General features: G+C 30.7%; 18 protein-coding genes and 1 pseudogene. 2 read left to right on the forward strand and 17 right to left on the reverse strand.

Annotation, left to right across the window (positions count from 1 at the left end; all coding sequences use genetic code 11):
- Positions 1–30: 30 nt before the first annotated feature.
- From gap to NR218_RS00970, 8 genes are all read right to left on the reverse strand, one after another.
- The gene (gap, locus tag NR218_RS00935) at positions 31–1,056 is read right to left on the reverse strand and encodes a type I glyceraldehyde-3-phosphate dehydrogenase (RefSeq protein ID WP_002448943.1); all 1,026 of its coding nucleotides are present in this window, start codon (positions 1,054–1,056) and stop codon (positions 31–33) included.
- A gap of 188 nt (positions 1,057–1,244) precedes the next feature.
- Positions 1,245–1,847, reverse strand: coding sequence for a dephospho-CoA kinase (gene coaE, locus NR218_RS00940; protein WP_070436588.1), 603 nt, complete (start codon positions 1,845–1,847; stop codon positions 1,245–1,247).
- A gap of 21 nt (positions 1,848–1,868) precedes the next feature.
- Positions 1,869–2,741 (reverse strand): bifunctional DNA-formamidopyrimidine glycosylase/DNA-(apurinic or apyrimidinic site) lyase, encoded by an 873-nt coding sequence (gene mutM / locus NR218_RS00945; protein ID WP_070508286.1) that lies wholly within the window; start codon positions 2,739–2,741, stop codon positions 1,869–1,871.
- Between the two features lie 15 nt (positions 2,742–2,756).
- A complete protein-coding gene (gene polA / locus NR218_RS00950) occupies positions 2,757–5,393 on the reverse strand; it encodes a DNA polymerase I (RefSeq protein ID WP_019835442.1) in 2,637 nt (878 codons plus the stop codon).
- Between the two features lie 180 nt (positions 5,394–5,573).
- A complete protein-coding gene (pnpS, locus tag NR218_RS00955) occupies positions 5,574–7,271 on the reverse strand; it encodes a two-component system histidine kinase PnpS (RefSeq protein ID WP_019835443.1) in 1,698 nt (565 codons plus the stop codon).
- On the reverse strand, positions 7,271–7,981 hold the full coding sequence (locus NR218_RS00960; protein ID WP_017176131.1) for a response regulator transcription factor: 711 nt from the start codon (positions 7,979–7,981) through the stop codon (positions 7,271–7,273). The genes pnpS and NR218_RS00960 overlap by 1 nt, the downstream gene beginning before the upstream one ends.
- 224 nt (positions 7,982–8,205) lie before the next feature.
- Positions 8,206–9,477 carry an NADP-dependent isocitrate dehydrogenase gene (gene icd, locus NR218_RS00965; RefSeq protein WP_017176130.1) on the reverse strand — a complete coding sequence of 424 codons (1,272 nt, stop codon included), beginning with the start codon at positions 9,475–9,477 and terminating at the stop codon, positions 8,206–8,208.
- A gap of 35 nt (positions 9,478–9,512) precedes the next feature.
- Positions 9,513–10,631: a citrate synthase gene (locus NR218_RS00970; protein ID WP_049418483.1), complete on the reverse strand. Its 1,119-nt coding sequence runs from the start codon at positions 10,629–10,631 to the stop codon at positions 9,513–9,515.
- Between the two features lie 348 nt (positions 10,632–10,979).
- Here NR218_RS00970 and NR218_RS00975 point away from each other — a divergent pair, with 348 nt between their 5' ends.
- On the forward strand, positions 10,980–12,332 hold the full coding sequence (locus NR218_RS00975; protein ID WP_172473615.1) for an amino acid permease: 1,353 nt from the start codon (positions 10,980–10,982) through the stop codon (positions 12,330–12,332).
- A 307-nt stretch (positions 12,333–12,639) separates the two neighbouring features.
- Here the strand turns inward: NR218_RS00975 and pyk are convergent, their stop codons facing one another.
- The 9 genes and pseudogenes from pyk to NR218_RS01020 form a co-directional block, all read right to left on the reverse strand.
- Positions 12,640–14,400 (reverse strand): pyruvate kinase, encoded by a 1,761-nt coding sequence (gene pyk / locus NR218_RS00980; protein ID WP_172473614.1) that lies wholly within the window; start codon positions 14,398–14,400, stop codon positions 12,640–12,642.
- Between the two features lie 17 nt (positions 14,401–14,417).
- Positions 14,418–15,386: a 6-phosphofructokinase gene (gene pfkA, locus NR218_RS00985; RefSeq protein ID WP_172473613.1), complete on the reverse strand. Its 969-nt coding sequence runs from the start codon at positions 15,384–15,386 to the stop codon at positions 14,418–14,420.
- Between the two features lie 172 nt (positions 15,387–15,558).
- Positions 15,559–16,503, reverse strand: coding sequence for an acetyl-CoA carboxylase carboxyltransferase subunit alpha (locus NR218_RS00990; RefSeq protein WP_172473611.1), 945 nt, complete (start codon positions 16,501–16,503; stop codon positions 15,559–15,561).
- The gene (accD, locus tag NR218_RS00995; protein WP_172473610.1) at positions 16,496–17,362 is read right to left on the reverse strand and encodes an acetyl-CoA carboxylase, carboxyltransferase subunit beta; all 867 of its coding nucleotides are present in this window, start codon (positions 17,360–17,362) and stop codon (positions 16,496–16,498) included. The genes NR218_RS00990 and accD overlap by 8 nt, the downstream gene beginning before the upstream one ends.
- Positions 17,363–17,554: 192 nt before the next feature.
- Positions 17,555–17,689, reverse strand: a complete 135-nt coding sequence (locus NR218_RS01000; RefSeq protein WP_265883200.1) for a hypothetical protein — start codon at positions 17,687–17,689, stop codon at positions 17,555–17,557.
- Positions 17,673–17,831: pseudogene (locus NR218_RS01005) on the reverse strand (NAD-dependent malic enzyme); the annotation flags it as partial. The gene NR218_RS01000 and the pseudogene NR218_RS01005, both read right to left, overlap by 17 nt.
- A gap of 194 nt (positions 17,832–18,025) precedes the next feature.
- Positions 18,026–21,229 (reverse strand): DNA polymerase III subunit alpha, encoded by a 3,204-nt coding sequence (locus NR218_RS01010; RefSeq protein ID WP_265883201.1) that lies wholly within the window; start codon positions 21,227–21,229, stop codon positions 18,026–18,028.
- 20 nt (positions 21,230–21,249) lie between these two features.
- Positions 21,250–22,188 carry a DHH family phosphoesterase gene (locus tag NR218_RS01015; RefSeq protein WP_048761533.1) on the reverse strand — a complete coding sequence of 313 codons (939 nt, stop codon included), beginning with the start codon at positions 22,186–22,188 and terminating at the stop codon, positions 21,250–21,252.
- A 30-nt stretch (positions 22,189–22,218) separates the two neighbouring features.
- The gene (locus tag NR218_RS01020) at positions 22,219–23,517 is read right to left on the reverse strand and encodes a DRTGG domain-containing protein (protein WP_172473607.1); all 1,299 of its coding nucleotides are present in this window, start codon (positions 23,515–23,517) and stop codon (positions 22,219–22,221) included.
- A 216-nt stretch (positions 23,518–23,733) separates the two neighbouring features.
- Between NR218_RS01020 and NR218_RS01025 the strand changes: the two genes are divergently transcribed.
- Positions 23,734–24,147: a universal stress protein gene (locus NR218_RS01025; protein ID WP_048679566.1), complete on the forward strand. Its 414-nt coding sequence runs from the start codon at positions 23,734–23,736 to the stop codon at positions 24,145–24,147.
- Positions 24,148–24,158 lie beyond the last annotated feature (11 nt).

A 24,158-nucleotide genomic window follows, 5' to 3' on the forward strand; every position in this document is an offset into this window, starting at 1 on the left:
AAAATTAACAATCTTTTATTTATTAAAAGCTTAAACTGCAGTCACGGTAGACTTTTCTACTAGTTGTTCACCAATCATTTCAGCTACTTCTACTACTCTATTAGAATAACCCCATTCATTATCATACCAAGCAATCACTTTCACCTTATGATCATCCATTACAATTGTATTCTCAGCATCGATAATAGCTGAATGTGGATTTGTATTGAAATCGACAGATACTAAAGGTGCATTTTCCACTTCTAAAACACCATCTAAATCTGAATGACGAAATGCATTATTAATTTCGTCAACAGTTACCGGTTTTTCTAAATCTACAACTAAATCAACTAAAGAAACATTTTTTGTAGGCACACGTAAAGCTAACCCATGAAGTTTACCTTCTAGTTCTGGTAAAACTTCTTTCAATGCTTTTGCTGCTCCAGTAGAAGTTGGAATAATACTTTCATTACATGAACGTGCTCTACGTAAATCTTTATGGGGATTATCAATATTTTTTTGATCATTAGTAATTGCATGAACAGTAGTCATTAATCCATTTACAATACCAAATTGATCATTTAAAACTTTAGCAACTGGTCCTATACAATTTGTCGTACATGAAGCATTACTGAAAATGTCATACTTTTCAACATCTAATTTGTCATCATTTACCCCTTTAACAATCATTTGGACTTCTCCACCTTTAGATGGGCCAGTTAGTAATACTTTTTTAGCTCCAGCATGAATATGTCCAACTGCTTTATCACCATGATTAAATTTTCCAGTTGCTTCAATTACGATATCTATATTTAAATCTTTCCATGGTAAATTCTCAGGATTTCTATCTGACACTAACTTAATGTTATGGTTATCAACACGTATACCATCCTCAATTGGTTCTACTTTTTTATCATAACGTCCATGCGTTGTATCATAGTTAATTAGATGTGCAATTGTTTCAGGTGGATAGCTTGCATTAATCGCAACCACATTAAAATTTTCATTATGTAATGCAATTCTTAAAACCATTCTTCCTATTCTACCCATTCCATTAATTGCAATATTTGTTGACATTTAAAGCACTCCTTGTTTTATATGTTATACTTTATAAAATTAGTATAACATAATAGATTCCGATTGAAAGCGTTTACCAAAAATAATGTAATATTTTTTACATTTTAAGTTTATATAACTAATATATTTATTATATAAATAAAAAGAGTTTAAGACTAAAAATAAAGTCCTAAACTCTTTTTTTCATATTATTCATGAATGTATCCTTTTTCAATCAATAGTTGTTTAAGAAGGGTTTCTAATTCAGATTTACTTCCTAAATTATCTATAACATGATCAGCCATTCTGCTTTTTTTATCAATTGATATTTGACTATGAACTCTCGCTTTTGCTTGATCCAAGTCTAAATTGTTACGTTTCATTAAACGTTCAATTTGTACACTTTCAGATGTGTAGACCAGCCAAACTTCATCCACAGTATCTTGTAAATCATTCTCAAACAGAAGCGGAATATCCATAATCACATCATACCCTTGTTGTAAATACTGTTGCTTTTCTTGTTCCATAATCGTTCTTACAATAGGATGAATAATTTCATTAAGTTCTAATCGTTTTTCTGGATGATTAAATATTAATTCTCCAATGTATTGTCGATTCATTTCTCCGTCACTTGTGATTGCTTCGTCACCAAACGTTTCTTTTATTTGTTCCAAAGCAGTTGATCCTTTCTCTACTGCTTTTCTTGAAGCTATATCTGCATCGACAATTTTAAATCCATATTCTGATAATAATTTAGAAACTGTTGACTTTCCGGTAGCTATTCCACCTGTTAATCCAATTACTTTAGGCATTTGTATCACCGCTCACTTTATTTATTTCTGACAATATGGGCAAAAATGACTGTTTCTAGATGCTATAACTTTTTGTTCAATATCATGGCCACATACTTTACATATCTTTTGTTTGTATACATTTAAATGTAATTGCATTTTTCCAGTTTTTCCGTCAGCATGACGATAATCTGAAATACTTGTTCCACCATTATCAATACCCTCTTTTAACACTTCTTGTACATAATAAAAGAGCATTTGTCTTTCTTGATGAGACGTATCTTTTACTTTTCTCGCAGGATGAATACCTGCTCTAAACAATGCTTCACAAGCGTAGATATTTCCACATCCTGCTATGATTTTATGATCCAGTAACATCTGTTTAATAGGTTTATTGGCTACTTTTTTTTGAGATAAATAGTGATTAAAATGTTGTAACGCTTCTTCGTCAAAAGGCTCAGGCGCTATTTCTAAAAATGAAGGATAATCTTCAAATGAATTTAGGTTTCTAATCTCACCAAATCGACGTATATCTGAAAACACTAATTTTTTTCCATTATTTAAATGGAAAATCACGTGCCAATGTTTACGATAGTTGGGAATTGCTATCTCAGATAGGTGATTGACAATGAAAAATCCACCAGCCATACCTAAATGACTAAGTAACACACGTTTACGATTATGTTTTTCAATATGAAAAACAATATATTTACTTCTTCGTTCGACTTTAATTATCTTATAGCCTTCGCAATTCAAACGAAAACCATCTAAATTCATTCCTTTGATAATCGTTTCTTTATTCTGACTTTTACCTTCAATTACTTTTTTAGAAAATGAAATACTTTTAATTGTAGCATTTACAATAAAAGGTTCTATTCCCCTTTTAACATGTTCAACTTCTGGTAATTCTGGCATTATTCATTCCTCTTTCTATTTCGCATCATACCAAGTAGGACCATAATTAGAGTCTACTTTTAATGGAACATCTAAGTCTAATGCATGCTCCATTATATCTTCAACAAATAAACTAAATTCTTCAACTTCAGACTTAGGCACTTCAAATATTAATTCATCATGTACTTGTAAAAGTAATTTAGCTTTGTAAGACGTATGTTGAACTTGCTTATCAAATTCAACCATAGCAAGTTTAATAATATCGGCTGCACTTCCTTGAATTGGAGTGTTCATTGCTGTACGTTCCGCAAAACCTCTTAAATTAAAATTACGACTAGTGATGTCAGGAATATAACGTCTACGATGCAATAATGTTTCAACATAGCCATTTGCTTTAGCATCCTTTACAATGTCACTCATATATTGCTTAACTCCAGGGAAACTTGCTAAATAATCATCAATAAATATTTTTGCCTCTTTACGTGTTATATTTAAGCTTTGACTTAAGCCATAATCACTAATACCATAAACGATTCCAAAATTTACAGCTTTGGCTTGTCTACGCATTAAATCAGTGACTTCCTCCGCTTCAACACCAAATACTTTTCGTGCTGTAGCAGTATGAATGTCCTGTCCATGAATGAATGCTTCTTTTAAACTGTCATCTTGTGTAATATGCGCTAAGACACGTAATTCAATTTGAGAATAATCTGCAGATAAAATAACACTGTCTTCAGATGAAGGTTTAAATGCTTTACGTATTTTACGCCCTTCTTCAAGTCGAATCGGTATATTTTGTAAATTAGGATCAACTGAAGATAATCGTCCAGTTTGTGCTAATGTTTGATTAAAACGAGTGTGTATACGCTTATCATTACTAATGACTTTTTGTAAACCTTCCACATAAGTAGATTGTAATTTAGCTAATTGACGATATTCCAAAATATCATTAATGATAGGATGTTCATTCTGTAACTGTTCTAAAACATCGACTGCTGTAGAATAACCAGTTTTTGTTTTTTTAATGACAGGTAGTTTTAATGTTTCAAATAAAACCACACCGAGTTGTTTAGGTGAATTAATGTTAAATTCTTCACCTGCTACGTCATGAATACGTTGAACTAACAATTCTAACTTCTCTTGTAATTCTTGTTGCATGCGTTGTAAATCATTTACATCTGTATAAATACCAATTTCTTCCATTTTACTTAAAATACGTGCTAGCGGAAGTTCTAAATCTTTTAGTAAATTCATTTGTTGATGTGATTCTAGTTCTTTTTCCATTAACGGTTTAACAGCATCAATAGATTTAGTAATAGATGCAATATGCGTATTTAAAATTTCAGTATCAGGAACTTGTCGCTTTTTACCTTTCCCATAAATAGAGACATCTTCTTTAACATACGTTTGATGATAATTTGTTACAACCGAATAGACATCATCAATCGTTCGTGATGGATCAATAATGTAGCTTGCTAACATCGCATCAAAAACGATATTTTGAATGTTGATATTTAATCTGTGTGCTATAACAAATGTTTTCTTTGCATCATAAACTACCTTTTTAGAATTTTCATTTTCTAACCATTTAATAAGTTCTGGATAATCTTTAATATTATCTGCATCAACTACGATATAACGTTCTTTATCATAAAATCCAAACTTTAAAATATCATCTTTTAAATAATTAGAACCATCTATTTCGAAATGAATCACTGCTTCATCAAGATGATTAAAATCAACATATTCAAAAGTAGGTAAAATATCAAAAGAAACTTGTTTTTGTTCTTGCTCAAACTCAGATGCTTTATTATCTATATCTGCTAATAATTGTTTAAATTCTAATTTCTTAAAAAGTTCAATTTTTTCATGATTATCCTTGATATCACTTAATTTCGTATCATTTAAAGTGACTTCTATTGGACTATAGCGATTAATTGTAGCAAGCTCTTTACTCATTAATGCATCTTCATGACTAAGTTCGAGCTTTTCTTTTAATTTTTTACCAGATACTTTATCAATATTCTCATAGACACCTTCTACAGAATCAAATTGATTTAAAAGTTTAATTGCTGTTTTTTCTCCTACTCCAGCTACACCGGGTATATTGTCTGAACTATCTCCCATTAAACCTTTCATATCAATAATTTGTATTGGTTTTAAACCATTATATTTTTCTGCTATAAATTCTGGAGTATAGTGATCAACGTCTGTGACCCCTTTTTTAGTATAATAAATAGTCACATTTTGAGTTGCTAACTGTGTTAAGTCTCTATCTCCAGTTACAATAATAGTTTCAAAATCATTTTGATCTGCTTCTTTACTTAATGTACCAATAATGTCATCTGCTTCGTAGTTTTCTAATTCATAATGTTTAATATGATAAGCATCTAACAATTGTCGAATATAGGGGAATTGTTCGCTTAATTCGGGTGGTGTTTTTTGACGTCCACCTTTGTATTCACTATATTTAGAATGTCTAAAAGTAGTCTTACCTGCGTCAAAGGCTACTAAGAAATGTGTAGGTTGTTCTTCTCTGATAATTTTTTCGAGTAATTTGGCAAACCCAAGAATCGCATTTGTATGAATACCTGCTTTATTAGATAAAAGTGGCAATGCGTAAAAAGCTCTAAAACTTAAACTATTGCCATCTATCAATACTAATTTATTCAAATTTTAAACCTCCAGAATGAGTTTAATTATATTTTAGCATAAACCTTTGGTCATAACGACTGAACGATATTTTACGAATGTCAAAAAATAAAATCCTACAAGTTTAGGTCCCTTTAAAATCCTAAAAACATAAAAAAGTATTTTAAAGTGTGGATGACCTAAACTTGTAGGACAAAATAGTTATTCGATTTTATCTATAAATGAGACTCTAAATAGCGATCCTTTATTCAGTTCACTTTCGACCATAATGGTACCGTGAAGTGCTTCTACAATATGTTTTGTAATCGATAATCCTAAACCTGTTCCACCAGAGTCACGACTTCTTGCTTTATCTACTCTATAAAATCTCTCAAAAATATGCTTTTGATCTTTTTTGTCTATCCCAATGCCATAATCTTGGATTTCTAGATTAACTTTTATATCTTCTCTGTAAACTCTAACAATAACTTTATTATTTTCATATGAATAGTTAATGGCATTTGAAAGTAAATTCGTGATAACTTGAGACAATTTTCCTTCATGCGCTTTAATAATAACATCATTTTCTATTTCAGATTTAATAGCGATATTTTTATACTTAGCTTGAGTTTGTAGATTATGGATTGTATTATGTGCTAAATCTGAAAGATTAACATAAGTAGTCTCAATCTCAGTTTGTTGTTCAATATGAGATAAATCCAATAAATCCATGACAAGTGATTCTATACGATTTGATTCTTTTAAAATAATATTTAAAAACATATCAAGGGATTGTTCATCATTCTTTGCACCTTCAATTAAGGTTTCTGCAAATCCTTTAATTGAAGTGATTGGAGTTTTAAGTTCATGTGAAACATTTGCAACAAACTCACGTCTCAAATTCTCTAATTTTTTTAGATTAGTGATATCATGTAATACTACAACCATACCTTGAAGTTTCTTTTTTGATTTACTTAAAATGGGAATACAAGAAACATCAAAATATTTTTGATGAACATCATTAATGTATAACTCAATTTGTTCATGCAACGGTTTTTCAGTTTTAAAGCTTTCAATAATAAGATGTTGAATTTCTTTATCTAAATGTACAGTATAATCTTTATTTTCGACTTTACTATCTGGTTTGAACACCTCGTAATAAGCATGGTTTGCAATAACAATTTCACCTTGTTTATCTATCATTAATACCGAACTAGGAATATTTTCTAATGTTGTTTTAAGGCGATTAGATTGCATTTTTTGTTTATTATTTAATTTTTGCAATCGTCTTGCTAAATCATTGGTAGTAACAAATAATGCTTTTGTTTCTTTCACATTACTTTCAGGTACTCTAACATGATAATATCCATCTGCAATTAAAGATGTCGCATAAGTAACTTCGTTGATTGGTCGTATATAGGTGCGATTAATGCTTCTTACAGCTAAATAAATAGCAAATAACACAATGATTCCAATTAATGATAAGTACTTCCACATATTTTTTTGTAAATCTAAAATTTCAGTATTAATACCACTTATGTATATTGTTTGATTACTTACAGTATTTTTAAATGTGTAATCCACCTTATCCTTATTTTTATGATATATAATATTCGAAGGATTAGCTGCATTATCAATAGTATGATTAATTTGATGTTGATTGCCAGTTTGATATAACACATGTCCATTTTCAGAAATTTTAACAACCAAATTTTGATTTTGTGCTATACGCTGAATGTCTGCTTGTTTATTTCGCTTATTTAAATTTACGATATTTTCTGATAAATGATTTAATTCTCTAGTTTGAGTATCTGATAATATCTGATAAATCGTATGATGAAGAATTGCACCTAAGCCTATAAAACTAATAATTGTGATTGTACATAGTAGAAGTAATAATCTATGATGAAATTTAATCATTAAGCTTTAGGTCTTTCTAATTTATAACCCAATCCACGAACTGTTTTTATCAACTTAGGTTGTTTAGGATTTTCTTCTAATTTATCTCTTAAATGACTAATATGAACATCTACAATTCTTGAATCTCCTGCAAACTCGTAATTCCACACTGAATTTAACATATGTTCTCTAGTAATTACGCGTCCTTGACGTTCAATAAGATAAAGTAATAACTCAAATTCTTTAGGAGTAAGTTCAAGCAAGGTATCATCTCTATAGACTTCAAAGAATTCAGGACGAATTCTAATATTATCAATTACAATATCTTCATCCTCCACGTCATCTTTTACGACTTCATTAGCAATTTGAGAGCGTCTTAAAATAGCTTTTACTCTTGCTACAACTTCTCTTGGAGAGAAAGGTTTAGTCATGTAATCATCAGCACCTAATTCTAAGCCTAAAACACGATCAAACTCATCATCTTTAGCCGTTAACATTAAAATAGGTACAAGATTTTTATCAGATCGAATCGTTTTACATACTTCTATTCCATCTTTTTTAGGTAACATGACATCTAATACAATCAGTTCAGGTTTAACCTCTTTAACTTTTTTGAGTGCTTCTTCACCATCATACGCTACATCTACAATATAACCTGCTGTTTCTAAGTTATATTTTAGTAACGTTACTATTGATTGCTCGTCATCAACCACTAATACTTTTTGTGACATGATTTGCCTCCCTAAATAGAATTAACAATTTCAATTTTATTATAACTGAAATTTAAATAAAAATAACATACAACATATTGAATTTACATAAACTTAACATTTACTTATTATTTTCAATTTGTTAAGAATATTTTTCGTTAATCTTGTTTTGATATTTATTAATAATGAACAAAAACAGTCTAAGACATCAAAATCCATCTTAGACTGTTTTATCAAAATAAATATTATTTTAAGTTTTTAATCAATTCATCGGCAAATTCTGAAGTTGATACTTCAGTAGCTCTGTCCATTAAGCGAGCAAAATCATATGTCACAATTTTAGAAGCAATTGTAGCTTCAATAGCATCAGTAATTTTATCAGCCGCTTCTTGCCATCCTAAATGTTCTAACATTAATACAGAACTTAATAATTCAGATGATGGATTCACTTTATTTAAGTTAGCATACTTTGGTGCTGTACCATGTGTTGCTTCAAAAATAGCATGCCCTGTCTCATAGTTAATATTAGCACCAGGAGCAATACCGATTCCTCCTACTTGTGCAGCAAGTGCATCTGAGATATAGTCGCCATTTAAGTTCATTGTAGCTACTACATCATGTTCTGCTGGACGTGTTAAAATTTGTTGTAAGAAAATATCTGCTATTGAATCTTTAATAATAATTTTACCGTCTTTTTCAGCTTGTTGTTGTGCGTCATTTGCAGCATCTTTACCATCTTTTTCAGCAATGTCATCATATTGTTGCCAAGTAAATACTTTATCAGAAAATTCGTTATGAGCTAAATCATAACCCCATTGTTTAAATGATCCTTCTGTAAACTTCATAATATTACCTTTGTGAACTAATGTTACTGATTTACGGTTATTATCAATTGCATATTGAATAGCTGATCTTACTAAACGTTCGGTTCCTTCTTTAGAAACTGGTTTAATACCAATACCAGAAGTTTCGGGAAAACGAATATTTGTAGCACCCATTTCATTTTGTAAGAAGTCAATAACTTTTTTAACTTCTTCTGTTCCTTCTTTAAATTCAATTCCAGCATAAATATCCTCAGTATTTTCACGGAAGATAACCATATCAACATCTTGAGGACGTTTTACTGGTGAAGGTACACCTTTAAACCAACGTACTGGACGAAGACAAGTAAACAAATCTAATTCTTGTCTTAATGCTACATTTAAAGAACGAATGCCTCCGCCAATTGGTGTAGTTAATGGTCCTTTAATTGCGATTAAGTATTCTTTGATGGTATCTAAAGTTTCTTGTGGTAACCATTCACCAGTTTCATCGTACGCTTTTTGACCAGCTAATACCTCTTTCCACTCAATACGCTTTTCACCGTTATATGCTTTTTCAACCGCCGCATCAACAACACGACTAGCTGCTTTCCAAATATCAGGACCGATACCATCCCCAATAATAAATGGAATAATTGGTTCATTAGGTACATTTAATAATTCATCATTTGCTCTAGTAATTTTTTCAGCTGCCATTATAAAAGCCTCCATAAATTAAATTTTGAAATATTTTATCTTTCTTCTACTGGTACATATTTACGATTTGTTTCTCCAACATATTTTGCACGTGGACGAATAATTCGATTATCACGATATTGTTCTAAAATATGCGCGGTCCATCCTGCAGTACGACTCACAGCAAAGATAGGTGTAAAAATATCGTGTGGAATTTCCATGCTATGATAAACAGTTGCGCTAAAGAAGTCTACATTTGGAATTAAACCTTTTTCATCGTGCATACGCTTTTCAATTGCAAGAGAAATTTCATATAATTCGTTATGTCCAGTTTCAGAAGTTATTTTTCGACTCATCTCTTTTAAGTACTTAGCACGTGGATCTCCCTCTTTATATACACGATGACCGAATCCCATGATTTTTTCTTTGTTAGCGAGTTTCTTATCTAAATAATTATCTACTTCATCAAGTGATTTAACTTCTGATAGCATTTTCATAACTTGTTCATTTGCTCCACCATGTAAAGGTCCTTTTAATGAACCAATTGCTGCTACAATACCTGAATACATATCAGATAAAGATGATACTGCGCATCTTGCTGTAAATGCTGAAGCATTAAGTTCATGATCAGCATGTAATATTAAAGCTTTATTAAAAGCTTCAACTTCAGTATCAGATGGCAATTCCCCTTTTAACATATACAAGAAGTTTGCTGCATAGCTTAAATCAGAATTGGGCTTAACAGGTTCCTTTCCTTCTCGTACGCGTGAAAACGCTGTAACTAATGATGCAATTTTTGCTTGGATACGAATAGCTCGATCTTTTCGACTTTCATCTGTTTCCTCTTCAGCATCTGGATCAAAGTGTGCAATATAAGAAACAGAAGTACGTAATGCAGTCATTGGATGTACATCATCCGTAGCATATTCTTCAAAATGCTTATATACCCTTGGATTTAATGTCATATATTGTTTAAGTTTCTCTTTTAATTCTTCAAGTTCTTCTTGTGTTGGTAATCTATAATTCCATAATAAGAACATGATTTCTTCAAATTGAGCATTTTCAGCTAAATCATCAATATCATATCCTGAATAAGTTAATTGACTGTCAATAATTGAACTAATTTTAGTTTCTGCTGCGATAACCCCTTCTAAACCTTTTTGTAATTCTGCCATAAGTAATTCCCCTTTTCTTTTACATAATGTAATGGCTTTCATAAATAGTATATCTAAAATTATAAGTTTTGTGAATAATTATATATGTGGTTTAAATTTTCATTAGTAAATTATTTATATATTAATTTTAATTATAATGATTGTAAAAATTGTTATAAAGCTATTTATGAATAGTAAGACAAGGTTGGCTTATGTGAAAATAATGAATATTTTAATTATTTATCAACAATGATTATTTTTTATTAACTCAATGTTAATAAAATTTTTAGAAAAAATTTAGAAAAATAATTGTCGAATTTAATATATAAGTGCATAATTAATATTAATTAAATGTAAGGGAGTTGTCTTATGGCAGAAGAAAAATTACAAAGAGGATTAAGTAATCGTCATGTACAATTGATTGCTCTTGGTGGCGCTATCGGAACTGGATTATTCTTAGGTGCAGGTCAAACTATAGCTATGACTGGACCTTCTATTCTATTAACCTATATCATTATTGGATTCATGCTATTTATGTTTATGAGAGGTCTTGGAGAAATCATCATTCAAAATACTCGTTTTAAATCATTTGCTGATGTAACAAACGAGTATATTGGACCGTTTGCAGGATTCGTTACTGGATGGACATATTGGTTATGCTGGATTATAACGGGAATGGCAGAAGTAACTGCAGTTGCTAAATATATTAGTTTCTGGTTTCCAACTATACCAAACTGGATTACTGCTCTGTTTTGCGTATTAATATTAATGGTTTTTAACTTATTAAGTGCAAAATTATTTGGAGAATTAGAATTCTGGTTTGCTATTATTAAAATTATAACTATTATAGCTTTAATCGTCATTGGTGCAATAATGATTTTATTTGCTTATAAAACTCAATTTGGACATGCAAGTTTAACTAATCTTTATAAACATGGTATTTTTACCAATGGAACCTCTGGTTTCTTTATGTCATTCCAAATGGCTTTATTCTCATTTGTTGGTATTGAAATGATTGGGGTAACCGCTGGTGAAACTAAAGATCCAGAAAAAACAATACCTAAAGCTATAGATGCAGTACCAATTAGAATTTTAATTTTCTATGTAGGTGCTTTAGCAGTCATTATGTCTATTATTCCTTGGGACAAAGTGGATCCAAATGAGAGCCCATTTGTTAGATTGTTCTCATTAATTGGTATTCCGTTTGCAGCTGGATTAATTAACTTTGTAGTTCTAACTGCTGCTGCTTCATCTTGTAATAGTGGTATCTTCTCAAATAGTCGTATGTTATTTGGATTATCTGAACAAAAACAAGCGCCTTCTATATTTAAAAGTACTAACAAACAAGGTGTACCACATATCGCAATTATAGTATCATCTGCGTTATTATTGGTGACAGCATTATTAAACTATATTTTCCCAAATGCAACGCTAGTATTTACATATGTTACAACAATTTCAACGGTATTATTTATTATCGTGTGGGCTTTAATTATTTGGGCTTATATTAATTATCATAGAAAAAATCCTGAATTACATAAAAAAGCAAAATTCAAACTTCCTGGTGGAAAATATATGGCCTATATTATTTTAGCATTCTTCATATTTGTGTTTTGTTTACTATTTGTAAATGCGACAACAAGAAACGCTATTTTCTTAACACCTATTTGGTTTATTATTTTAGGTATTATGTATTTAAGATATAAAAAAGTAGCAAAATAACATTAAAATATCAATATAAAAAATGACTGGAACAATTAATAATGTTCCAGTCATTTTTATGTTAATGCAGTCGATGTCTGAATTGAAATACTCTTGTAATAAGCATTTTTAAACACTAATATCCCCAACATAGAGATTTTCTTAATGAAAATCTACGTTCAACGCAAGGTGGGACGACGAATACGATTCTATTCCACTTTTTTTAGTATGTTTAAATAATATAAAAAAGAGCGAGAATTTTATCCACTACCGTGGTTATTCTCGCTCTTCTAGCTTTTTAATTAAACATGCTTATACAGTTGTTTAATTAAAGGACATTCGCATACCCTTCAAAAATTCTACCTTGATTTGCATCAACAGTAACTAATAAGTCATTTTTCAATTCTTTAGTTGCATTTTCAACACCAATAATAGTTGGGATACCTTGTTCAAGCCCAACGATTGCACTTGGTGATGTTATACCGTTTTCTTCAGTAATTAAACCTGCAGCTTTTTCGACATATGGAACATAGCTTTCGTCTACTGAATTAGTTACAATAATTGATTCACTTAAATCTTTTCCTTCTAAATCACTAGCAGTTTTAGAAATCACTGTTTTACCAGTTGTTGATCCACGACCAACACCTTGACCTTTAGCAATTTCATCACCTACTAAATGTAATTTCATCATATTAGTCGTACCTTTTTCACCAGTTGGAACGCCAGCAGTAATGATAATTAAATCACCATTACCAACTTTTTCAGTAGCAACAGCTGTTGCTACTGCATTATTTAATAAATCATCTGTTGTTTTACGTCCTTTTTTAACAACTGGATATGCACCCCATACTAGTGCTAATTGTCTTGCAGTATGTTCACTAGGTGTTACTGCAATAATATCTGAATGTGGACGATATTTAGAGATTGTAATCGCTGTTGAACCACTTTCAGTTGCAGCTACAATTGCTTTAACATTTAAGTTTAGAGCAGTATGTGCTACAGATACACCAATCGCATTTACTAATGATGTTTCTACTAATTTAGTACGATCAGATAATAGTTTTTTGTAATCTTGAGCAGCTTCAGCTGAAATTGCGATATTTCTCATTGTTTTAACTGCTTCTTCAGGATATTGTCCTGCAGCTGTTTCACCAGATAACATAACTGCATCTGTACCATCATAGATTGCATTAGCAACGTCACTTGCTTCAGCTCTTGTTGCACGTGGATTACGTTGCATTGAATCAAGCATTTGAGTTGCAGTAATGACAGGTTTTCCTAATTTATTACATTTTCTAATTAAATCTTTTTGAACGATTGGCACAGATTCAGGTGGAATTTCAACACCCATGTCACCACGCGCAACCATTAAACCATCAGATACTTCTAAAATCTCTTCGATATTGTCAATACCTTCTTGGTTTTCAATTTTAGGGAAGATAGTAATATTATCATTATTTTCTTGTTCTAAAATTTCACGAATATCTAATACATCACTAGGACGACGTACAAAGCTTGCTGCAATGTAATCAATATCTTCTTTAATACCAAATTTAATATCTGCAGCATCTTTATCAGTGATACCAGGTAAGTTTACTTTAACACCAGGTAAGTTTACACCTTTTTTATTTTTTAATTCACCAGTATTTAAGATATCACATTTAACTTCGCCTTTATCTTTATCAATATCTTTAACTTGTAATTCTACTAAACCATCATCTAATAAAATGTATGATCCAATTTGAACATCATTAATTAAATCTTCATATGTGACTGAGAATTTTTCAGGTGTACCTTCAACTTGAGACATACTCACAATAACTTCTTTACCTTTTTCAAGTACAATTAAGCCGTCTTTCATATCATGTGTACGAATTTCAGGTCCTTTAGTATCTAATAAAATACCAATAGTTTTACCTAATTTTTTAGATACTTTACGAATTGAATCAATACGTGCTTTATGTTCTTCATGACTACCATGAGAGAAATTTAAACGCGCAACGTTCATTCCAGCATTCATTAATTTTTCTAACATTTCCTCAGACTCTGAAGCAGGTCCTATAGTACATACAATTTTAGTCTTTCTCATTATAAAAGCCTCCTAAATTAAATAGATAATTCTTTTGCTAAGTCATAAATACGAGTGTTGAATTTATGGCTTTCATTATTGAAAATTTCATCAAATGGTGTTGCTGTAAGTTGGTTATTTTGTATACCTACACCGAATCCTGTTTGACCTTGCATTAACAATTCTACAGCATAACCGCCTAATCTTGAAGCAAGCACTCGATCTACACCAGATGGACTACCACCACGTTGAATGTGACCAAGAACAGATACACGTGCATCAACATTGATATATTTAGTTAATTGTTCTGCACATTCATGGCCACTCATACAACCTTCTGCTACCATAACGATAGAATGTTTTTTTCCACGTTTAATACCATTTTCAATTTTTTCAGCAACATCTTTAATATCTGTGTGCTCTTCTGGAACTAAGATTGTTTCAGCACCTACTGACAATCCAGCCCACAGTGCTAAATCACCACAATCACGTCCCATTACTTCTACAACAAAAGTTCTCGCATGACTTGAAGCAGTATCTCTGATTTTATCGACACAGTCAATAATCGTATTTAATGCTGTATCGAAACCAATAGTGAAATCAGTACCATTAATATCATTATCAATTGTTCCAGGGATACCAATTGTTTTTATATCGGTTGTTTCTTCGCTAATACGTTGAGCCCCTCTATAACTGCCATCTCCACCGACTACTACAAGTCCTTCAATACCATGCTTGTGTAAGTTCTCAATCCCTTTTTGTCTTACACTCTCATCTTTAAACTGAGGACATCTAGCAGAATATAGAAAAGTTCCTCCTCGTTGAATCGTATCTCCAACACTTCCTAATTCAAGTTTGTGGATATTATCATCAAGTAAACCTTGATAACCCTGATAAACACCAAAAACTTCGATATTATTATAAATTGCTTTTCGTACGACTGCTCTAACAGCAGCATTCATGCCTGGTGAATCTCCACCACTTGTTAATACCGCAATTCTCTTCATAGCGACATACCCTTTCCTAACTATAATAATCTTCATGTATAAATTACCATAATTTTATTATCTATTCCATTAATATTGATAGATTATATATATGTAAACGTTTTAAATTTTTAATTTAATTTATATAAAAAAAATGACTAGAAATTTAATTAAAATTTCTAGTCATTCTGTGCTAATTAATAAAAGTACCAATATTTCTAAACTTATTAAATCGATGATTCGCTAAAGCTTGTCCATCTAATTTATTTAATTCATTAAGCTGATGAATAAAAGATTGTTTAATTTGTTTTGCTTGAAAAACGATGTCTCTGTGAGCGCCACCTTGTGGTTCATTAATAACTTCATCTACCACGTTTAATTCCAGTAAATCTTTTGCAGTAATTTTCATCGTTTCAGCAGCCATTTTTGCTAAAGAGCTATCTTTCCAAAGTAATGCTGCCGCTCCTTCTGGAGAAATAACAGAATAAGTACTATTTTCAAGCATTAATAATTTATTAGTTATACCAATACCAAGTGCACCACCGCTTCCACCTTCACCGATGACAACACCAATCACAGGTACTTTAAGAGAAGCCATCTCAATTAAATTTTTCGCAATTGATTCACTTTGCCCTCGTTCTTCAGCTGCTTTTCCCGGATATGCACCTTTTGTATCAATAAACGTAAAAATAGGACGATTAAATTTTTCAGCTTGTTTCATTAAGCGTAAAGCTTTACGGTAACCTTCAGGATGAGCCATTCCAAAATTACGATAAATATTATCTTTAGTATCTTTCCCTCGTTGCTGACCTATGATAGTTACCGGTTGATTGTTGAGATATCCTATTCCACCAATCATCGCAGGATCATCTCTAAAATTACGATCTCCATGTAATTCAATAAATGAATCGAAGATATATGGAATATAATCAAGTGTTGTAGGTCTTTCTTGAAGTCTTGCAATTTGTACTCGATCCCAAGGTTTTAAATTGGTATATATTTTTTTTCTTTCTCTTTCCAAAGAGGCTTCTAACAAGTCAATTTCATCTTGTAAGTCGACGTCATTTTTTTCTTGAGATTCCTTCAATGAATTAATCTTTTCTTTAATCTCATATAAAGATTTCTCGAAATCAAGCATTCGTCTTCACCTCTTGATGTAGTTTTAAAATTTCAGAAAGTGTTGCTTTCATGTCTTTTCTATGCACAACTTTATCTAATTGACCATGTTCTAATAAAAACTCAGCAGTTTGGAAATCTTCCGGCAATTTTTCGTTAATTGTTTGTTCTATAACTCTACGTCCAGCAAAACCGATTAAAGCTTTAGGTTCGCTTAGGTTAATATCACCCACAGAAGCAAAACTAGCTGATACACCACCAGTAGTAGGATGTGTTAAATAAGAAACATATAATAATCCAGCATCAGAATGTCGTTTTAATGATACACTTGTTTTTCCCATTTGCATTAATGAAATAATACCTTCTTGCATTCTAGCACCACCACTTGCAGAAAATAATACAAATGGTAACCGATGTTCAGTACAATAATCAACGATTCTACAGATTTTTTCTCCTACGACTGAACCCATACTTCCCATTCTAAATCGTGAGTCCATAACTGCAATACCATATTTCACGCCATCTAATTCTGCTGTACCAGTTACGATGGCTTCATTTAAACCCGTTTTCTTTTGATCTTTTTCCACTTTTTCTTGATAACCAGGAAAATCTAAAGGATTAGAAGATGTCATTTCTTTATCGAATTCTTTGAACGAATTTTCATCTGAAATAGCTTCTATTCTTTTGTATGCAGGAAGTGCGATATGATGATCACAATTAAAGCATACATTTAAATTTTCAGTTAGTTCTTTTGTATACATTATTTTTTTACAATTAGGACATTTAGTCATGATACCCGCTGGTACGTCATTTTGTTTAGAATCCGGTACCGTTAAATATTTCTTTTTTTTACTACTTCTATTAAAAAAATCTTTAAACATGCGTAAACCTCCGCATAACTCACTCAATAATTTCGTTATTTTAAATAGTTACTTTTAAATTCGCTTACTTTATTTTAAATCTGTTAACTTCATTGTTTTATCATATACGTCTTGGAAATCTACTTCAATACATATAACACCTCATTCCATAGCAGATTGTGTTAAATCTTGTGTCGCTGATGGTGCCACTCTTTAATCGAAAGGAGTAGATTCAATATCTAAGACAATTCTAAAAACACCTAGAAAAGCTAATATCTTATTAATTTGATTTCGAAAATAAGGTCGTCTCGTTCCTACTACTTTAGCACTACTTCCTTGATTCTTCATAGATTTCTTTACATGATTCTACTGCCTCTATAGAGTATGCTAAACTTAGCTCTTCTGTATTGGTTACTTTAACATTAGGTATAGTTTCTAATTTACCTTGATTCTCTTTATACATTTGTAATGCATCGTCTCTTAAAGACATTTAATCAATCTCTAGTTGATTTATAATTAAATTACTTTTGAAAAGAGAGATTTTTGTAACAATTAAGTTCAATTTTAAAAATCATTTTTATATGCTACATGTTAATAAATCAAGAGATAAAAAAATCAATAAAATTATTAATTTTTCTTTATAACCATCAATTAACTATATCATAATTTTTTTGCATATAAAAGTTATATAATTCTGATGTCACTTGGCTTGAACATCTTTATAAACCTTTCGACTTGTTCCATTTCTTTTTGTAAAAATCCTAAAGATTGAGTTTGTTGTTGCATTTCATTAAATAAAACTACTTCTAAATCGTTATGTGTCGTTTGATCTATTAAAAATGATTTAATATCTTCTAATTGATTGACGTTTCTAACCACTATTTGTTTGGCTTGAGATAATTTGTTATTTTCAAAGTCGTTAATTGTATCCATATTTTGAATGATAATTTGTCTCTTTTGATTTCGTTCTTCAAATTTGCCATGAACGACTAGAATATCATTTTGTTGTTGAATCATTGTCTCATATTGTTTGTACTTATCTGGAAACAAAACACCATCAATAGTGGTTCTACCATCATCTAGAACTAAGAAAGCCATATGTTGTCCAGTTTTTGTTCTTATTTGCTTAAATTGATTAACCTGAACAAGTATAGGTTGATAATCTAAGCTATTCTTAATCGTAAATATACCTAAATATTGTTTGATATAAAATAATTTTTCAACTGGGTGGTTAGAAATATAAAATCCTAAGTATTCTTTTTCATAAGCACTAATTATTTGATCACTGAATTCCTCTTTATTTTCATAGGCTTGCTTTGGTGTTAACATATTAAATAAAAATTCATCTTGTTCAACATTCGAAACTTGATCAATAACTTCATCAATTGTAGATAATAGTGTTGATCTAGTTTTACCAAATGAATCAAATGCGCCCACACATATTAATGCTTCTAATAATTTTCTAGTTTTAATTTTCTTAGGAATTCTTCTGGTGAAATCAAAAAAGTCTTTATACAATCCATTTTCAGATCGTTCGTCTACTATAGATTTGACGCTTTGATATCCCACACCTTTTATTGCACCCAACGATAAATAAATATTTTTTTCTGTCGCTTTGTAAAACCAATGACTTTTATTAATATCTGGAGGTAAAATATTTAAACTTTGAGTTTTAGCTTCTTCTATTATTATTGCCGTTTTGGTTTCATTACCTATAACATTACTGAGAATATTCGCGTAGAAATAATTTGGATAATGCACTTTTAAATAAGCCATGATATATGCAATTTTGGAATAACTCACTGCATGAGCTCTAGGAAAACCATAATCCGCAAACTTTAATATTAGTTCGAAAATACGTTCACTAATTGATGCATCATAATTATTACTTACAGCCCCTTCAATAAAGTGTTGACGTTCACTTTCTAGAATAGCTCTATTTTTTTTACTCATTGCACGTCTTAATATATCTGCTTGACCATAACTAAAATTAGCGAATTGACTAGCAATTTGCATGATTTGTTCTTGATAAATAATGACGCCATACGTCTTTTTTAAAATAGGCTCTAAATCAGGATGTAAGTATTTAATGTCACTTTGACGATGTCTTCTTGATATGTATGTAGGAATTTCTTGCATTGGACCAGGTCTATACAATGATGTTACAGCAACGATGTCTTCAAAGTGTTCAGGCTGTAATTCCATCAATACTCTTCTAACACCTTCTGATTCTAATTGAAATATACCTGTAGTGTTTCCTAAAGATAATAATTTAAATACTTTTTGATCATTAAAAGGGATCTGTTCTATATCGATATCAATATTTAAATCTTTTTTTACTTGAGTGATAATTTGATGAATAATTGATAAATTTCTAAGACCAAGAAAGTCAATTTTTAATAAACCTAATCGTTCTGCTTCAGTCATTGTCCATTGAGTCAATATACCTGTATCTCCCATTGTTAAAGGAGCAAAATCATACAATGGTTTATCATTAATAATTATTCCAGCAGCATGGGTAGATGTATGACGTGGTAAGCCCTCTAGTTTTTTACTAATTTCAAACCATTTTTCATGACGATAACTTTTATGAACAAATGTTTTAAATTTTTCATTTTGATAGGCTTCTTCTAGTGTAATACCTAATTGATGTGGGATTAAATTCGATATTTCATTTAACGTTTTTTCGTCAAAACCAATAATACGGCCTACATCTCTCGCTACAGCTCTTGCTAATAAGTGACCAAAAGTGACGATACCTGATACGTGATATTGACCATACTTTTCTTGTACGTACTGAATCACTTTTTCTCTTCTCGTATCTTCAAAATCGATATCAATGTCTGGCATAGTGACACGTTCTGGATTTAAAAAGCGCTCGAATAATAAATCAAATTTAATTGGATCAATAGTCGTGATACCTAATAAGTAACTGACTAAAGATCCTGCAGATGAACCACGTCCAGGTCCAACCATCACGTCATGCGTTTTAGCAAAATGTATTAAGTCGCTCACTATCAAAAAATAATCTTCGAATCCCATATTCGTTATTATTGAATATTCATGATGTAATCGGTCAATATATCGCTGATCTTTATCTAATTTAAATTCTTTAAGATTATATTTTAACTTTTCTAAAAGATAGGATTTAGTACTTTGTTGATTAGGGGTTTTAAAGTTAGGCAATAGATTTTGATGATATTGAATTTCTGCGTTACACTCATCAGCTAAAGCCTGTGTATTAGCTATTATTTTTTCAGACAATTGAAATGCTTTAATATTTTCACTAGTTGGAAAATATTCATGAGCATCCTTAATATCATTTACTAAATCCAATTTTGTATTGTTTTTTATTGCTTTTAATGCAGGTATTGTATCTGCATCTTCAGGATTTAAATATCTTGCATTATTAAGAAAGACAATTTTATCGTCTGAAAAATCTAATTGACTTGTGTGATTTATGAATACTGACTCATTATTCTTTAGTGTTTGAATTAACGATTGATGAGACGCATGAGCATCTTTAAAAACAATAGCAAGATGATAACTATATTTTTGTAGCCATTTTAGGGGTATCGTAGTCTTTTGTTTCATATTAATCGCAGAAGAAAGTTGATACAGAGCATGGAGACCTTCATTATTCTTTGCGAATAATACTGTTTCAATTGTGCTAATTTCATCAGAAACCATTACAGTCATTCCAAATATTGGCTTAATTCCCTCATTAACACATGCGTCATAAAACTTAGGGAAGCCATATAATACGTTCGTATCAGTAATTGCAAGTGCTTGATATCTATTTTCTTTTGCCTTTGATACAACATCGTTAATTTTTAAACTTGAATATAATAAATCATATGTTGAATGAATATTCAAATGTACAAACATATATGACTTCCTTTCCTAATTTATAGTTTTTGGCGCAAGGCTTCACCTAAAGTCTCAAATTGTTCCCAATTTTCAACAGAAACTCCAGATGCATTTGGATGTCCTCCACCGCCAAATTGATTAGCTATATCATTAATAGTAATTCCTTTAGAACGTAATCGACATCTAATTTGATCACCTTCATCAACACCAAACATCCATATTTTTAGACCTTTGATATCCGCTACGGTATTAACAAACTGAGATGCTTCGTTAGGTGCAATTTGAAATTGGTTTAGGACGTCTTTAGTAATCTTTATTTGGCAATATTGATGATCTTCACTTAATTGGAAATTTTGTAAAATATATCCTTGGAATGGCATAAGTTTTGGATCTTTCTCACCCAATTGATTTAATATCTCATTATGATTAAATGGAAATTCTAGCAAACGACTAGCAACCTTCATAGTATGTGGTGTGGTATTACTAAATAAAAAACGACCTGTGTCTCCGACAATTCCTAAATATAGAACACGTGCGACAGATTCATCGATAATATTAATATCATTAAAATGTGTAATAAAATCAAAAATGATTTCGCTTGTTGAACTTGCATTAGTATCTACATAATTTATTCTGCCATATTGATCAGTAGCAGGATGATGATCAATTTTAATTAAATCTTTGCCTTGATTAAATCGTTGATCATCGATACGAGGTGCATTTGCTGTGTCACAAACAATCACTAGAGCGTTTTGATACATATCATCTCTAACTCTGTCTAAATCCCCTATAAATGCTAAAGAAGATTCTGGTTGCCCAACTGCATAAATAGACTTTTCTGGAAATTTACGTTGCAAATAATATTTTAAGCCTAACTGTGAACCATATGCATCTGGATCAGGACGAACGTGTCTATGAATAATAACAGTTTCATATTTATCAATTTCATTCATTATTTTATTAAAAATTTCTACCATTTCTTTTCTCCTTTAATTTCAAAAACTATTTTAAATATCTTCAAACATTTGACATATAATCATTGCATTTGCAACTTTCTCATTTTTACAAGTCATAATGACCTCTAATTTAGCAAAATTTCTTCCTACATCTAACATGTTATACTTTACATCAAGCGTACTTTCGATTGCGACATTTTTAATATAAATGATATTCAAGCTTTCAATCATAACATCTACTTTTTTATACTTACGCAATTCATGTTTAATTGTTTCTTCAATAATTGCAACACATATTGCTTTACTCAACGTACCATATTGGTTGGTTAAAACCGGTGAAATTTTTACAGAAGTCTCATTATGATTTATTGAGATGTGTTTGGCAATTTGATCGATAATGGTTTCTCCAATTTGAGGTTGTCTTCCAATTAATTGCATTGCTTTTAACACATCATTTCGTGTAATAACACCTATTGCTTTTTTATTTCTTGTTGTGACAGGTAAAATTTCAATTCCATCCCAAATCATTATATGAGCACAACTCGCTACTGTAGTTGTTAATTCAACATTGATAGGTCGTCTTGTCATGACTTTATTAATCTTATCATCTTCGTTCATATGAATAATTTCTTTACTCGTTACAATTCCCACAAGTTTCCAATCTTTATTTACTACTGGAAAACGAGAATGTCCTGTGACTTTTGCACGAGAAATATAGTCGTCTAAACCCATTTCATCAAACACTACCGTCATATCATTGATAGGTTTTACGATATCTTCAACAATAAGTATCTCTTTTCTTATCATTTGATTATACATGGCTCTATTAATGATATTAGCTACTAAAAATGTATCATAATTTGAAGAGATAATAGGTAACTCTTGTTTATTTGCATAATCAATAATATTTTGAGCTGTACTAAATCCACCGGTAATAAGTATACCGCTTCCTCTTTTTAATGCTTCCATCTGAACTTCAGGACGGTTACCTACAATCAATAACGTTTGATTTCCAATATACTTTACTACATCTTTTAGTTCCATAGCTCCAATTGCAAATTTACTAACAGTTTTATTTAAACCATTTTTCCCACTTATGATGTCACCTTCAATAATATTCACAATTTCTTGAAAAGTAAGATGTTCAATTTGTTCGCGACTCTTTTTATCTATCCGAACCGTACCTACTCTATCGATGGTGGTTACAAAGCCAAGTTGACTAGCATCTTTAATTGCTCTATAAGCAGTCCCTTCAGAAACATTCATTACTTTGGCTATTTTTCTAACTGAAATTTTTTGTCCTATATTTAATGATTCTATATAAGATACAATTTGTTCATGTTTAGTCATTTTCAACCCTCTTCATTTTTAGACAATGTCTAATATATTATAACTTTTTTATTTATAAAAATCGATTTGAATGTGACAAAAGTATCAAAAACTAACATATCGGTATCATTTTGTTTTTAATGTATAAAAATGAAGTTAATTTAAATAATAAAAATATAAATTTGATGGAAATATTAAATCACTAATTATATAATTAAATATAAGGAGGGATGACCTATGTATAAAAACATATTACTAGGTGTAGATACTCAATTAAAAAATGACAAAGCATTGAAAGAAATTTCAAAATTAGCTGGCCCAGGTACCGTTGTTACAATCATGAATGCGATTGGTGAACAAGACATCCAAGCCTCTATTAAAGGAGGGACTCACATCGAAAAATTGACACATCGTCGTGATCAAGGACTTGAACACACACGTCATACTTTAGATGATTATGGTATTAATTATGATCAAATTATCGTTCGTGGAAATCCAAAAGATGAATTGGTGAAACATGCAAATAGTGGTAAATATGACATTGTCGTATTAAGTAACCGTAAAGCTGAACAACAAAAGAAATTTGTTTTAGGTAGTGTTAGTCATAAAGTTGCTAAACGTGCTACTATCCCTGTTTTAATAGTTAAATAATTTTAATCTTA

The sequence above is a fragment of the Staphylococcus sp. SUC_1.2 genome, from assembly GCF_026222585.1.

What these genes read in the sequence shown, in the direction of transcription:
- gap (WP_002448943.1), bottom strand. Translation starts at nt 1,056, where the DNA reads ATGTCAACAAATATTGCAATTAATGGAATGGGTAGAATAGGAAGAATG.
- coaE (WP_070436588.1), bottom strand. Translation starts at nt 1,847, where the DNA reads ATGCCTAAAGTAATTGGATTAACAGGTGGAATAGCTACCGGAAAGTCA.
- mutM (WP_070508286.1), bottom strand. Translation starts at nt 2,741, where the DNA reads ATGCCAGAATTACCAGAAGTTGAACATGTTAAAAGGGGAATAGAACCT.
- pnpS (WP_019835443.1), bottom strand. Translation starts at nt 7,271, where the DNA reads ATGATTAAATTTCATCATAGATTATTACTTCTACTATGTACAATCACA.
- NR218_RS00960 (WP_017176131.1), bottom strand. Translation starts at nt 7,981, where the DNA reads ATGTCACAAAAAGTATTAGTGGTTGATGACGAGCAATCAATAGTAACG.
- icd (WP_017176130.1), bottom strand. Translation starts at nt 9,477, where the DNA reads ATGGCAGCTGAAAAAATTACTAGAGCAAATGATGAATTATTAAATGTA.
- NR218_RS00970 (WP_049418483.1), bottom strand. Translation starts at nt 10,631, where the DNA reads ATGGCAGAATTACAAAAAGGTTTAGAAGGGGTTATCGCAGCAGAAACT.
- NR218_RS00975 (WP_172473615.1), top strand. Translation starts at nt 10,980, where the DNA reads ATGGCAGAAGAAAAATTACAAAGAGGATTAAGTAATCGTCATGTACAA.
- pyk (WP_172473614.1), bottom strand. Translation starts at nt 14,400, where the DNA reads ATGAGAAAGACTAAAATTGTATGTACTATAGGACCTGCTTCAGAGTCT.
- pfkA (WP_172473613.1), bottom strand. Translation starts at nt 15,386, where the DNA reads ATGAAGAGAATTGCGGTATTAACAAGTGGTGGAGATTCACCAGGCATG.
- NR218_RS00990 (WP_172473611.1), bottom strand. Translation starts at nt 16,503, where the DNA reads ATGCTTGATTTCGAGAAATCTTTATATGAGATTAAAGAAAAGATTAAT.
- accD (WP_172473610.1), bottom strand. Translation starts at nt 17,362, where the DNA reads ATGTTTAAAGATTTTTTTAATAGAAGTAGTAAAAAAAAGAAATATTTA.
- NR218_RS01000 (WP_265883200.1), bottom strand. Translation starts at nt 17,689, where the DNA reads ATGAAGAATCAAGGAAGTAGTGCTAAAGTAGTAGGAACGAGACGACCT.
- NR218_RS01010 (WP_265883201.1), bottom strand. Translation starts at nt 21,229, where the DNA reads ATGTTTGTACATTTGAATATTCATTCAACATATGATTTATTATATTCA.
- NR218_RS01015 (WP_048761533.1), bottom strand. Translation starts at nt 22,188, where the DNA reads ATGGTAGAAATTTTTAATAAAATAATGAATGAAATTGATAAATATGAA.
- NR218_RS01020 (WP_172473607.1), bottom strand. Translation starts at nt 23,517, where the DNA reads ATGACTAAACATGAACAAATTGTATCTTATATAGAATCATTAAATATA.
- NR218_RS01025 (WP_048679566.1), top strand. Translation starts at nt 23,734, where the DNA reads ATGTATAAAAACATATTACTAGGTGTAGATACTCAATTAAAAAATGAC.